At 67.6% G+C, this 13,188-nt stretch carries 12 protein-coding genes; 7 read left to right on the forward strand and 5 right to left on the reverse strand.

The window, feature by feature from the left end:
* Window positions 1–29: 29 nt before the first annotated feature.
* Window positions 30–1,028 (reverse strand): LysR family transcriptional regulator, encoded by a 999-nt coding sequence (locus J5837_RS12930; RefSeq protein WP_210537182.1) that lies wholly within the window; start codon window positions 1,026–1,028, stop codon window positions 30–32.
* A 124-nt stretch (window positions 1,029–1,152) separates the two neighbouring features.
* On the opposite strand from J5837_RS12930, the gene J5837_RS12935 reads away from it, so the two are divergent.
* The 6 genes from J5837_RS12935 to J5837_RS12960 all read left to right on the forward strand — a co-directional run bounded on the left by J5837_RS12935 (window position 1,153) and on the right by J5837_RS12960 (window position 8,983).
* Complete coding sequence (locus J5837_RS12935; RefSeq protein ID WP_210537183.1) at window positions 1,153–1,380, forward strand: hypothetical protein; 228 nt, start codon at window positions 1,153–1,155, stop codon at window positions 1,378–1,380.
* Complete coding sequence (locus tag J5837_RS12940; protein ID WP_210537184.1) at window positions 1,377–2,174, forward strand: SDR family oxidoreductase; 798 nt, start codon at window positions 1,377–1,379, stop codon at window positions 2,172–2,174. Before J5837_RS12935 ends, J5837_RS12940 begins: the two co-directional genes overlap by 4 nt.
* Window positions 2,171–3,361 (forward strand): efflux RND transporter periplasmic adaptor subunit, encoded by a 1,191-nt coding sequence (locus J5837_RS12945; RefSeq protein WP_210537185.1) that lies wholly within the window; start codon window positions 2,171–2,173, stop codon window positions 3,359–3,361. The genes J5837_RS12940 and J5837_RS12945 overlap by 4 nt, the downstream gene beginning before the upstream one ends.
* 149 nt (window positions 3,362–3,510) lie before the next feature.
* The gene (locus J5837_RS12950) at window positions 3,511–6,693 is read left to right on the forward strand and encodes an efflux RND transporter permease subunit (protein WP_210537186.1); all 3,183 of its coding nucleotides are present in this window, start codon (window positions 3,511–3,513) and stop codon (window positions 6,691–6,693) included.
* A 77-nt stretch (window positions 6,694–6,770) separates the two neighbouring features.
* Window positions 6,771–7,520 carry an SDR family oxidoreductase gene (locus J5837_RS12955; RefSeq protein ID WP_210537187.1) on the forward strand — a complete coding sequence of 250 codons (750 nt, stop codon included), beginning with the start codon at window positions 6,771–6,773 and terminating at the stop codon, window positions 7,518–7,520.
* Between the two features lie 5 nt (window positions 7,521–7,525).
* Entirely contained in the window at window positions 7,526–8,983 is a 1,458-nt protein-coding gene (locus J5837_RS12960) for an efflux transporter outer membrane subunit (protein WP_210537188.1), read from the forward strand.
* A 104-nt stretch (window positions 8,984–9,087) separates the two neighbouring features.
* Here the strand turns inward: J5837_RS12960 and J5837_RS12965 are convergent, their stop codons facing one another.
* On the reverse strand, window positions 9,088–9,705 hold the full coding sequence (locus tag J5837_RS12965) for a hypothetical protein (protein WP_210537189.1): 618 nt from the start codon (window positions 9,703–9,705) through the stop codon (window positions 9,088–9,090).
* A complete protein-coding gene (locus J5837_RS12970) occupies window positions 9,674–10,528 on the reverse strand; it encodes a tetratricopeptide repeat protein (protein ID WP_210537190.1) in 855 nt (284 codons plus the stop codon). Before J5837_RS12970 ends, J5837_RS12965 begins: the two co-directional genes overlap by 32 nt.
* Window positions 10,529–10,669: 141 nt before the next feature.
* On the opposite strand from J5837_RS12970, the gene J5837_RS12975 reads away from it, so the two are divergent.
* Entirely contained in the window at window positions 10,670–11,095 is a 426-nt protein-coding gene (locus J5837_RS12975; RefSeq protein WP_210537191.1) for a hypothetical protein, read from the forward strand.
* Window positions 11,096–11,199: 104 nt separating this feature from the next.
* Here the strand turns inward: J5837_RS12975 and aat are convergent, their stop codons facing one another.
* Window positions 11,200–11,931 (reverse strand): leucyl/phenylalanyl-tRNA--protein transferase, encoded by a 732-nt coding sequence (gene aat / locus J5837_RS12980; protein ID WP_210537192.1) that lies wholly within the window; start codon window positions 11,929–11,931, stop codon window positions 11,200–11,202.
* Window positions 11,932–12,061: 130 nt separating this feature from the next.
* Complete coding sequence (locus J5837_RS12985) at window positions 12,062–13,186, reverse strand: GNAT family N-acetyltransferase (RefSeq protein WP_244755952.1); 1,125 nt, start codon at window positions 13,184–13,186, stop codon at window positions 12,062–12,064.
* Window positions 13,187–13,188 lie beyond the last annotated feature (2 nt).

Below are 13,188 nucleotides of genomic sequence, written 5' to 3' on the forward strand. Positions count from 1 at the left end.
CTTTGCATCGCGAAAAGCCGGCAGCCGAATCAGGCCAACGCGTCCTCGATGATGCGCAGGCCCGCCGCCGCCGCGTCGCGCGCCTGCTGCTGGGCCAGGAACACCGGGCAGTGCGCCTGCATGTAGTCGATCTCGAAGTTCAGCCGTTCGACCAGGAAATCGATGAAGGCGCGCACCTTCGGCGACTGGCCCTGTCCGCGCGGGAACACCGCGTTGAAATCCCAGGTGGGACCGGTCCAGCCGGCCAGCACGCGCTGCACCAGCCCCTGCTCGATGAACGGCTTGACCATCACGTCGGCGCCGAGCATCAGGCCTTCGCCGCACAGCAAGGCACCCTTCAACGCGCCCGGATCGTTGGCGACCAGCACCGGACTGACCGGGAAATCGGTTTCCTCGCCGGCGCCGTTGCTCAGCGGCCAGTAATAGCCGTTGTTGCGACGGTACTTGGACATCGCCAGGCTGCGATGGTGGCGCAGGTCGTCCGGATGCAGCGGTTCGCCATGGCGGGCGATGTAACTGCTGCTGGCGTAGACCTGGCTGCCGAAGGTGGCCAGCTTGCGCGCGATCAGGTTGGAGTCGGGCAGGGAACCGCCGCGCAGGGCGACGTCGATTTCCTTGTCGATCAGGTCCAGCGGCTCGTTGCTGAGCAGCATCTCGACCCGCACCTCGGGATGGCGCGCGTGGAATTCGCCGAGCAGCGGCGCGATCTTGTCGATGCCGATGGAGTAGGGCGCGGTGAAACGCAGCCAGCCGCGCGGGCCGCTTTGCAGCTGGCCGACCGCACTCTCGGCTTCCCCCAGCGCCTGGGCGATGCGCTGGCAATGCTCGAAGTAGACGTTGCCGGCTTCGGTCAGGCCCAGCTTGCGCGTGGTCCGGTGCAGCAGCTGCGCGCCAAGGCGCGCTTCCAGTTCCTGCACCTTGCGGCTGACCGTGGTCTTCGGCAGGCGCAGCGACTTGGCCGCGGAGATGAAACTGCCGTGCTCGACCACCTTGACGAAGATCAGGGTGTCGTTGAGGTCGTGGCTCATGGGGATTCCTGGGGAAGAGGGATTGGACCGCTTGCGGGATGATTATTCCCCTAAACACAGACTAATCAAGTCCTGATTGCAGGCGTAACTTTGCGCCCAGGTTCCCCCGTCCTGGAGACGCCCCATGTTGTCCGACTTGATGAAGGCCGCTTTCGAAGCCGCTGAAAGGCCGGCGCAGAACGGCGATTTCACTACGTTTTTCCCCGAGAAAACACCTTCGCGGACGCGTTTGCGCGATCTGCTGGCGCCGCGCCGGCAACAGGCCGGCGGTGGCGTGCGCGTCGGCAGAAATCGTCTTCCCAATTTGATTGCCGCTGCAATTATCCCGGATGCAGGAATTAAAATCCCATGAGCGGGATATTGAATCCTGTGACCCTGGTACTGGGCGCCAGCGGGACAGTCGGCTCCGGCGTGGTCGGCGCGCTGCTCGAAGCCGGCGGCCCGGTACTCGCCGCCGGCTGCAAGGGTCCGCGGATGGATGCGCTGGTCGCGCGCCATGCCGGCGAGTCCGGACTGCAGCCGATGCCGATCTCCTGCATCCGCAGCGACCGCGACGGCCTGCGCCTGGCCAGCGCGGTGCGCAAGCGCGGCCAGCCGTTGCGCGCGGTGTTCGCCTGTCTCGCCGGTCCGCGCACCAGCGGTCGCCTGCTCGACAAGCCGGTCGATGCGCTGACCGACACGCTGGAACTCGATCTGCTGCCGCATCTGGCCTCGGCCCGCCATCTGTTGCCGCTGCTCGCCGAAAGCGCGCGCGGCGGCATGCCGGCGCATTACGTGCTGGTCGGCGGCACCTGCGCCGAACGCGGCTGGTCCGGTTACGGCCACGCCTCGGTCAGCGCCGCCGCGTTGAACATGCTGGCCTGCGTGCTGCACGAGGAAGCCGCGCCGCTGGGCGTGATCGTGCAACTGCTGTCGATCGACCACCCGATCTGCACGCCGGAGAACATCGCCGACGCCTGCGCCGGCTGGCCCGATGCGCTGGCGGTCGGCCGCCGCGCGGTCTCGCTGCTGGCGCGCAACGGGCAGCGCGTCCGTCCGGTCGTGCGCTTTTCCGATGCGTGGGCGCCGCCGCCTCCGCACATGTTCGCGTCGTTGCCTGTTCCTTCCCCCTCGTCTTCCCCCTCACATCGCGGAATCCACCCATGAACATCGCCTCCCCCAATTCGCAACGAATCCCTTCCACGGCGCTGCGTGGCGCCTTGCTCGCGCTGTCGGTCGCGATACTCGCCGCCTGCAGCGGCGGCAACGCGCAGGAAGCCGGCGCACCGCCGGCGGCCCAGGTCAGCGTCGCCCCGGTGCTGGTCAAGGAAGTCAGCCAGTGGGATGAATTCAGCGGCCGCGTCGAAGCGGTCGAAAGTGTCGAACTGCGTCCGCGCGTGTCCGGCTACATCGAGCGCGTCAACTACCGCGAAGGCGACGAAGTGCGCAAGGGCGACGTGCTCTTCAGCATCGACTCGCGCAGCTACCGCGCCGAACTGGCGCAGGCGCAGGCGCAGCTGGCGCGGGCGCTGAGCCAGGCGGAGCAGGGCCGCAGCGAGGCTTCGCGCGCCAAGAAGCTAGCCGAATCGCAAGCCATCTCCACCGAAAGCTACGAACAGCGCCGTTCCGCCGCCGCGGTCGCCCAGGCCGACGTGCAGGCCGCGCGTGCGGCGGTAGAAAGCGCGCGGCTCAACCTGGAATGGACCCAGGTGCGCGCGCCGATCAGCGGCCGCGCCGGTCGCGCGATGATCACCGCCGGCAACCTGGTCAGCGCCAACGATGGCAGCGTGCTGACCACGATCGTGTCGCAAGACAAGGTTTACGTGTACTTCGACACCGACGAGTCGACCTTCCTCCGTTACGCCGAACTGGCGCGCAAGGGCGAACGCGACGAAACCGGCGTGCCGGCGCAGGTGTCGCTGGTCGGCGAGGAGAGCTTCCCGCACACGGGCAAGGTCGATTTCCTCGACAACCAGGTCGACCGCAGCACCGGCACCATCCGCGGCCGCGCGCTGCTGGACAACGACGGGCGCCAGTTCACCCCGGGCCTGTTCGCGCGGGTGCGCCTGCCGGGCAGCGGTCGCTTCAACGCCCTGTTGATCGACGACAAGGCGGTGTTGACCGACCAGGACCGCAAGTACGTGTACGTGGTCGACGCGAAGAGCACCGCACAGCGTCGCGACGTGGTGCTGGGCCGCAACGCCGAAGGCCTGCGCATCGTGCAGAGCGGCTTGAAGCCGGGCGACCGCGTGATCGTCGATGGCCTGCAGAAGGTGTTCTTCCCCGGCATGCCGGTGCAGGCCAAGGCGGTGGCGATGCAGGCCGCCGCCGATGGCCGCGTCGCAATGAAGTAATGCCCTCCGATGTGGGAGCGACGTAAGTCGCGATGCTTTTCTAAAAGCCGTTCGCGACTTACGTCGCTCCCACACCGGTTCTTGTTTTCTACCCGAAGCCTGTTTCGTGCAGGCGGGGTTCCCGTTTTCTTCTTTCAGGAAATCCACCCATGGACTTTTCCAGATTCTTCATCGACCGGCCGATCTTCGCGGCAGTGTTGTCGATCGTGATCTTCGCCGCAGGCCTGATCTCGATTCCGCTGCTGCCGATCGGCGAATACCCCGAAGTGGTGCCGCCCTCGGTGGTCGTGCGCACGGTCTATCCCGGCGCCAACCCCAAGGTGATTGCCGAGACCGTGGCCACGCCGCTGGAGGAAGCGATCAACGGCGTCGAGGACATGATGTACGTCAAGTCGGTCGCCGGTTCCGACGGCGTGCTGCAGCTCACCGTCACCTTCAAGCCGGGCACCGACCCGGACGACGCGGCGGTGAAGGTGCAGAACCGCGTCTCCCAGGCGCAGGCGCGCCTGCCCGAGGACGTGCGCCGGCAGGGCGTGACCGTGCAGAAGCAGTCGCCGGTGTTCCTGATGGTGGTGCACCTGACCTCCAAGGACGGCCGCTACGATTCGCTTTACCTGCGCAACTACATGCGCCTGCACATCAAGGACGAACTGGCGCGCATTCCCGGCGTCGGCGACGCGCAGCAGTTCGGCGGCGGCGACTACGCCATGCGCCTGTGGCTGGACCCCGACAAGGTGGCCAGCCGCGGCATGACCGCCAGCGACGTGCTGCGCGCGGTGCGCGAGCAGAACGTGCAGGTTTCCGCCGGCCAGCTCGGCGCCGAGCCGATGCCCAACGGCAGCGATTTCCTGCTGCCGATCAACGCCAAGGGCCGGCTGGAATCGACCGAGGAGTTCGGCGACATCGTGCTCAAGAGCGGCGGCGACGGCGAGATCGTGCGCCTGCGCGACGTGGCCCGCATCGAGCTGGCCGCGGGCGACTACACCCTGCGCGCGCGCCTGGACGGCAAGAACGCCTCCGCGATCGGCATCTTCCAGGCCCCCGGCGCCAACGCGCTGGAGATCCGCGACGCGGTGGTGGCCAAGATGGACGAGATCCGTCCGACCCTGCCGCCGGGCATCGAGATCCAGTCGATCTACGACACCACCATCTTCGTGCGCGACTCGATCAAGTCGGTGGTGCAGACCCTGCTGGAAGCGACCCTGCTGGTGGTGCTGGTGGTGATCCTGTTTCTGCAGACCTGGCGCGCGTCGATCATCCCGCTGCTGGCCGTGCCGGTATCGGTGGTCGGCACCTTCGGCGTGTTGTATCTGCTGGGCTATTCGATCAACACGCTGACCCTGTTCGGCCTGGTGCTGGCCATCGGCATCGTGGTCGACGACGCCATCGTGGTGGTCGAGAACGTCGAGCGCCACATCGAGGAAGGCGCCACGCCGTTGCAGGCCGCGCACCTGGCGATGCGCGAGGTGTCCGGTCCGATCATCGCCATCGCCCTGGTGCTGTGCGCGGTGTTCGTGCCGATGGCCTTCCTGACCGGCGTGACCGGGCAGTTCTACAAGCAGTTCGCGGTGACCATCGCGATTTCCACGGTGATTTCGGCGATCAACTCGCTGACCCTGTCGCCGGCGCTGGCCGCCAAACTGCTGAAGCCGCACGATGCGCCGAAGGACCGCCCCTCGCGCCTGATCGACCGTTTGTTCGGCTGGCTGTTCCGTCCGTTCAATCGTTTCTTCAAGCGCAATTCGCAGCGCTATGAAGGTGCGGTGTCCCGTGCCCTCGGCAAGCGCGGCGCGGTGTTCGCGGTCTACGTGGTGCTGCTGCTCGGCGCGGGCGTGATGTTCCGCGCAGTGCCGGCGGGCTTCATCCCGCAACAGGACAAGCTGTACCTGATCGCCGGCGTGAAGATGCCCGAAGGCGCGTCGATCGAACGCACCGACACGGTGCTGAAGAAGATGGCCGCGATCGCCAAGGGCGTCGACGGCGTGGCGAACGAGGTCGCGTTCCCGGGCCTGAACCCGCTGCAGTTCACCAATACCCCGAACAACGGCGTGGTGTTCTTCACCCTGAAGCCCTTCAGCGAGCGCTCGCGCAGCGCGGAGGAAATCACCGCCGAGCTCAACCAGAAGTTCGCCGGCATCCAGGAAGGCTTCACCTTCGCCTTCATGCCGCCGCCGATCCAGGGCCTGGGCAACGGTTCGGGCTGGTCGCTGTTCGTCGAGGACCGCACGCGCCTGGGCTACGGCCAGTTGCAGAACGCGGTGCAGGCCTTCCAGGGCGCCGCGTCGCAGGCGCCGGGGCTGGGCTTCCCGATCACCAGCTACCAGGCCAACGTGCCGCAGCTCGACGCCGAAGTCGACCGCGTCAAGGCCAAGGCACAGGGCGTGCCGCTGACCGAGCTGTTCGACACGCTGCAGACCTACCTGGGTTCGGCCTACGTCAACGACTTCAACATGTTCGGCCGTACCTGGCAGGTGATCGCGCAGGCCGACGGCGGGTTCCGCGACGACGTCGAGGACATCGCCAACCTGCGCACCCGCAACACCAACGGCGAAATGGTGCCGATCGGCAGCATGGTCAACATCAAGCAGACCTACGGCCCCGACCCGGTGATCCGCTTCAATGGTTATCCGGCCGCCGACCTGCTCGGCAACGCGGATCCGCGCGTGCTGTCGTCCGGCGAAGCGATGGCCAAGGTGACCGAGCTGGCGCAGCAGGTGCTGCCAACCGGCATGGGCATCGACTGGAGCGACCTGAGCTACCAGCAGGCGACCCAGGGCAAGGCTGCGCTGGTGGTGTTCCCGCTGGCGGTGTTGCTGGCCTTCCTGGTGCTGGCCGCGCTGTACGAAAGCTGGACGCTGCCGCTGGCGGTGATCCTGATCGTGCCGATGACCTTGTTGTCCGCGCTGCTGGGCGTATGGCTGACTGGCGGCGACAACAACGTGTTCGTGCAGGTCGGCCTGGTGGTGCTGATGGGCCTGGCGTGCAAGAACGCGATCCTGATCGTCGAGTTCGCCCGCGAACTGGAACTGCAGGGCAAGAGCATCGTCGAGTCGGCGCTAGAAGCCTGCCGCCTGCGCCTGCGCCCGATCGTGATGACCTCGGTGGCGTTCATCGCCGGCACCGTGCCGCTGGTGCTATCGCACGGCGCCGGCGCGGAAGTGCGCAGCGTCACCGGCATCACCGTGTTCGCCGGCATGTTGGGCGTGACCCTGTTCGGCCTGTTCCTGACCCCGGTGTTTTACGTCGCGCTGCGCAAGCTGGCCGGCCGTCCGCTGGTGCGCCACGACCAGCCGGCGGTGGCCCACGACGGGCACGCGGAAGTCGAAGCCTGATCTCCACGCAAGAAACGGATATCGCCCGCGGCGAACGCGGGCGAGCCTCTCCCACCCCCCACGAACGGAGCATCCCCATGAGCAATACCGACAAAGTCGCCCTCGTCACCGGCGCCACCCGTGGCATCGGCCGCGAAACCGTGCGCCAGCTGGCCGAAGCTGGCGTGCACACGATCCTCGCCGGCCGCAACCGCGACAAGGCCGTCGAAGCCGCCCTGGAACTGCAGGCAAAAGGCCTGCCGGTGGAAGCGGTCGCGCTGGACGTGACCGATCCGGCCAGCATCGCCGCCGCCGCGAAGGAAATCGAACAGCGCCACGGCAAGCTCGACATCCTGGTCAACAATGCCGGCATCCTGGTCGACGATCCCGCCAAGGGCGTGTCCGGCCAGTCCTTGCAGACCTGGCGCACCACGTTCGACACCAACCTGTTCGGCCTGGTCGAAACCACCCAAGCCTTCCTGCCGCTGCTGCGCAAGTCCGAGGCGGGCCGCATCGTCAACGTGTCCAGCCTGCTGGGCTCGATCTCGGAGCACCAGAACCCGGCCTCCTTCATCTACGAGTTCAAGGGCGTGCCGGCCTACAACGTGTCCAAGAGCGCAGTGAACGCGTGGACCGTGCATCTGGCGCACGAACTGAAGGACACCGGAATCAAGGTCAACACCATCCACCCGGGCTACGTGCAGACCGACATGAACAAATCCGGCGACCAGCAGAACGGCGAACTGTCCGTGCCGGAAGGCGCGCGCACCAGCGTGCAGCTGGCGCTGATCGGCAACGACGGCCCGACCGGTGGCTACTTCTACTTCGATCAGGTGCTGCCATGGTGAAATCGATGCTTACCGCCGCCATCGCCGCCAGCGTGCTGGCGGCATGCACGGTGGGGCCGGATTACGTCCGGCCCGATCCGCCGCAGGTCGACCGCTTCGTCCGCGCGCAAGCGGCGAACGATGCGGTGCCGGAAGTCGATGCCGAGTTCTGGCGCGACTTCGGCGACGCCAGGCTCGAACGGCTGGTCGAAGACGCGCTTTCGGCCAACCACGACCTGCGCATCGCCTATGCCCGCTACCAGCAGGCCAACGCGCTGCTGCGCGGTGCGAAGTACGACCACTTGCCCACGCTGACCGCCAACGCCGAGGCGACCGAAACCCTGGCCAGCAGCGACCAGTTGCCCGGCGTCGACCGGGCGGGACGCGACCAGGACGCCTACAGCGCCGGTTTCGGCGCGGTGTGGGAACTGGATTTCTTCGGCCGCATCCGCCGAGGCGTGGAAGCGCAGCGTGCGGAGGCGCAGGCCAGCGCCGCCGATCTTGCGGCGATGCAGGTCGCCGTGGTCGGCGAACTGGCGCGCAGCTACTTCCAGTTGCGCGGATGGCAGGAACAGTTGCGCGTGGCCAGCGAGAACGCCGATAACCAGGCGCGCACGCTGCAGTTGCTGGAAGTGCGCCGCGACGCCGGTTTCGCCACGCCGTTCGACGTCGACCGCAGCCGCAGCCAGGCCGAGACCACGCGTTCGCGCATTCCCGCGCTGCAGGCGCAGATCGCCGCGGCCACGCATCGCATCGCGGTGCTGACCGGACGCACGCCGGAATCGCTGGTCGCCGAACTGGAAGCGCCTGCCGACCTGCCGGCCCTGCCGGAGCAGATCGCTGCCGGGGCCCCGGCCGAACTGCTGCGCCGTCGCCCCGACGTGGCCGCCGCCGAACAGCGCCTGCACGCCGCGACCGCACGCATCGGCGTGGCGACCGCGGATCTGTTCCCGCGCTTCACCCTGGGCGGGCTGATCGGCACGCAGGCGCTGGACGCGGGCGCATTGTTCGAACGCGACAGCGAGACGCGGATGCTGTCGCTGGGCATCGACGGCTCGTTCCTCAATGTCGGCCGCGTGCGCGCACGCATCGCCGCGGCCAATGCCGAGACTGCTGCCGACCTGGCCAACTACCAGAAGACCGTGCTGCTGGCCTTGGAGGAAACCGAGAACGCGCTGACGCGGGTATCGCGCAGCGGCGAGGAGGCGACGCACCTGGAACAGGCCGCGGCCGCCAGTGCGCGCGCCGCCTCGGTGGCGAAACTGCGCTTCGACAACGGCGCCATCGACGTGCTGGAACTGCTCGACGCCGAAGGCACGCGCCTGCAGGCCGAGGACGCCTTCGCCCAGGGACGCGTACGCAATGCCCTGGCCGTGGTGTCGCTGTACCAGTCGCTGGCAGGTGGCTGGTTGCGCTATCTGCCGGAGGAGGCCGCCGCGACGCGCGACCGGGACGTTCCGCTGCGGATCGATCCGTCGACCTGAGACAGCCTTGTGGGAGCGAGCTTGCTCGCGAATGCTCTTGCCTGTGCGGACTGGCGGAAAGCATTCGCGGCGAAGGCCGCTCCCACGGGTTGTCCGGATCTGCGCTAGGGCCGGGATGGAGTCGAGGGCGTCCCGGCAGGCGCCTGCGCCTTGCGCCAGGCGTCGGCCGGGTTGTCCAGCAGGGCCAGGCCGTCGATCCGGTACTCGCAGCCGAGCAGGGTGAATCCTTCCAGTCCGGGTTGTTCTGCGGGGTAGACCACCAGGACGTGCGTGTCGTCGAGGACCACGGGCAACGGTGAATTGCGGCTGGTCTCCAGCTCGCGGTCGACCCGCTTGCTGACTTCCTCCATGCTGCCGGGGACGGCCAGCATCACCCGGTCCTGGGTGATGGCGATCGTGTCGCCTTCGTTGCCCCATGCCTGTATCGGCGTCTGCAGGCGATACAGATCCATGACCGGTTGCGAATACTGCCGGTCGGTCTGCATGAACTCGGCCGGGCGCTCGTTGCGCAGGCGGGACAACAGGCCTGGCAGCGCCGCGCTCGCGGTGCGGCAGGTCAGCGCATCGCCGAGGATGTCGCCGACCGCTGTGGCGGCCTCCGGCGCGGCTTCCTCGCGATTCGGCTGGGGGACCTGTTGTGCGCATGCCAGGACCGGTGCCAGCAGCAGCCAGCCCGTGGCGCGGCGCAGGCTATTCCAGCTGCGATCTGGCGTGGCTGCCATCCAGCGACTCCATCGCGTCCTTCGGTTTCAGCTTGCCGGCCTTCTCGTAAGCGGTGGCGGCGGCGTCTTCCTTCTTGTCTCCGTACAGCAACAGCAGCACGTTGGCGTGTTCGGCGTGGGCGATCGGCGAATCCGGGGTCAGTTTCAGCGCGGTCTTGATGTGCGCTTCGGCCTCGGACGCCTTCGCGCCATAGGTCAGGCCGCCGATCATCGCGCCGATCTTGTCGATGATCTCCGCGTGGTAGACCGCCAGCGCGATGTGCGCCTCGGCGTGCTTCGGCTGCAATTCCAGCGCCGTGTCCAGCGCGGTGCGGACCTTGCCGGCGATGCCTTGCTTCAGCGCCTTGGCGATGCTCAGGCCCTGGCTGTAGCGGCCCAGGGCGAAGGCGTAGCGGTAATGGCTGTTGGCTTCGTCCGGCAACGCCTTGATCGCGGCCTCGGCCAGCTTGGCCGCCTGCTCGAAGCGCTTGAGCCGCTCGGCGTCGTCTTCGACCAGATAGGTGGCATGGATGCCCATCGCCTTGACCGCGACCGAAGCGCCGATCGGCCCCAGCTTTTCGCCGGCTTCGAACGCAGCCTGGAAGTCGCCATGGTGGAAGGCGCGCCACGCGTCCTGCAGCGCCGTCGCCAGCGCGTCGGCGTCGAGCTTCGGTGCGGACTTGCCCGCCGCTTTCAACAGCGCGGCGGCGCGCTTCGCGTCCGGGTACGGTTCCGCATCGCCGGCGTGCAGGGCCGGCCAGGCTTTCTTCAACGCGTCGCCGGCATAGGCGAAGGCCTTGGCGTCGTGCGGAAACGCCGCCCACTTCGATGATTTCGCAGCCATTGGTTCCCTCCCTTGTGGCGTCGAGCATGGCGGCATCGGCGACCGCTGGCAAGCGCGGCCGGTAGTGTGTTTGCTCCAGCCGCGGCCGGCAGCATGCGACCTTGAAAACCGGCCATCCGGGCCGGTATCACGGAGCCCCCCATGGCCGCGAGAAAGAAACCCGCCGCGAAGAAGATCCCGGCGAAGACGCCCGAAACCAGCCTCCGCCACCTGTGGCTGGCCGGCCTGGGCGTGGTCGCCATCGCCCGCCGCGAAACCCGCAACGCCGCCAACGACGCGGTCGCCCGCATCGACGCGTTGAAGCAGCGGGCAGCCCGACTGGCCGGCGAAGCGCAGGACAACGTGCGCGGCGGCATCGCCAGCGTGCGCGAGCAGGGCGAAGCCCGCGTCGGCCAGTTCAGCGCAGAAGTCGAAGCGCGCCTGGCGCCGGTGCTGGCCAAGCTGGGCCTGAAGCCCAAGCCTGCGACCCGCAGCCGCAAGACCACGAAGAAGGCCGCCAAGGCCGTGCGCCGCACCACCACTCGCGGGAAGAAGGTCGCCAAGCGCATCGCCGCCAAGCGCCGCTGAACACCGCGTCGTGGGAGCGACGTCAGTCGCGAATGCTCTTCAACAAGTCGGGGAAAAAGCATTCGCGACTGACGTCGCTCCTACATGGATTGCAGTTGTTTCCCTCAAGCCAGTTCGTTGGCTGGCAATACGCCGAATCGAGCGCTCCAGGAACCGGCTTCGGCCGGTTCCTGCGTTTTCGCAGCCACCATGCGCAGGAAATCCGGACGCGGCCACAGTTCGGCGCCCAGGCTGCGCAGGTGTTCGTTCTCGACCTGCGCATCGATCAACGGCCAGCCCCATTCGCGCAGGCGATGGGCGAGGGCGGCCAGTGCGACCTTGGAACCGCCGGATTCCGCGCTGAACATGCTTTCGCCGAAGAACATCCGTCCGACGGCGACGCCATAAATGCCACCGACCAAAGTCGCTCCGTCGAGCACTTCGACCGAATGCGCATGGCCCAGCCGATGCAGTTCGACATAGGCGGCCTGCATTTCCGCGGTGATCCAGGTGCCGTCCTGGCCGCGACGCGGCAGGCAGGCGCAGGCGGCGATGACCTCGGCGAAGCGGGTATCGGCGCGCGCAATCCAATCCGAATGCCGCAACGAGCGCCGGAACTTCGACGACAGGCGCACGCCGTCGGTACGGAACACCGTGCGCGGATCCGGCGACCACCACAGGATCGGCTGGCCCGCGGAAAACCACGGGAAGATGCCGCCGCGATACGCATTGAGCAGGCGGGCAGGGGACAGGTCGCCGCCGACCGCCAGCAGGCCATCCGGCTGGCGCAAGGCCAGTTCCGCCGGCGGGAACGGCGCGGCGGGATCGGGAGGCAACAGGAACGGACGCTGGCTCATGCCCGCATTCTGGCCGCGATGTTCCCGCTTTTGTAGGAGCGCCCATCTGGGTGCGACCGCCATCGCACGACGCTGCGCAGGCAATTCCATGGATCCGGGAGGGTTCCCGGTCGCGCTCTGAAGAGCGCTCCTACGGAGACGAACGGAATGGGGAATGCGCCGCGAGCGCTTGCGCGTAGCCGCGGACCGAGCGCGTTTCATCCTCGCACCAGCGGCGCAAGGCGTCGGCGAAACCTTCCTCGGCGATCCAGTGCCGGCTGCGCACGAACGCCGGCAGGAACCCGCGCGCGATCTTGTGTTCGCCCTGTGCGCCGGGTTCGAACGCGTGCAGACCTTCGCGCAGGCAGTATTCGATGCCCTGGTAGTAGCAGGTCTCGAAATGCAGCCCGGGCGAATTCTCCGTCGCGCCCCAATAGCGTCCGTACAAGGTATCGGCGCCGCGCAGGCACAGCGCGCCGGCGATCGGTTGTCCCTGCCGCTCGGCGAGGAAGATCACCAGCTGCCTGGGCATCGTTTTCGCCAGATGCCGGATGAAATCCAGTGTCAGCGCCGGCGAATTGCCGTAGTCGGCGAAGGTCTGCAGGTAGAAGCCGAACATCGCGTCCAGTGCCTCGTCGCCGGCTTCGTCGCCGTGCAACATGCGATACGTCACGCCGGCGCGCTGCACCTTCGCCCGTTCCTGGCGGATGTTCTTGCGATGCTTGTGGTCCATCGCGGCGAGGAAGTCGTCGAACGAAGTCCAGCCGGCTTCGTTGCGCCAGTGGTACTGCACGTCGAGGCGCGGCAGCCACACATCGTCGAACGTGCTGTCCTCGGTTTCCGTGTGGAAATTGACGTGGGCCGAGGACAGGCCGAGGCGCCGCGTTTCCGCGACGATCGCCTTCAGCAATTCGCGCCGTGCCGGATCGTCGCGCGCCAGCAGGCGCGGGCCGGTGACGGGCGAGTAGGGCACGGCGCCCAGCCATTTCGGGTAGTAGTCCCGGCCGTAGCGCGCATAGGCGTGCGCCCAGGCGTGGTCGAACACGAACTCGCCGTGGGAATTGTGCTTCAGGTAGCCCGGCGCGGCGGCGACCAGCGCGTCGCCGTTCCATAGCGTGAGGTGATGCGGCGTCCAGCCCCAGTCTTCGCGCAGGCAGCCGGTCTGCTCGAGCCCGGCGAGGAAGGCGTGGCCAACGAAAGGATTGCGGCCGTCGTGCAGGGCATCCCAGGCGGTCGCCGGGATGTCGGCAAGCGAATGAACGATAGCGCGTCGCAAGG

The sequence above is a fragment of the Pseudoxanthomonas helianthi genome (assembly GCF_017939625.1).
GTDB classification, from domain to species: Bacteria; Pseudomonadota; Gammaproteobacteria; order Xanthomonadales; family Xanthomonadaceae; genus Pseudoxanthomonas_A; species Pseudoxanthomonas_A helianthi.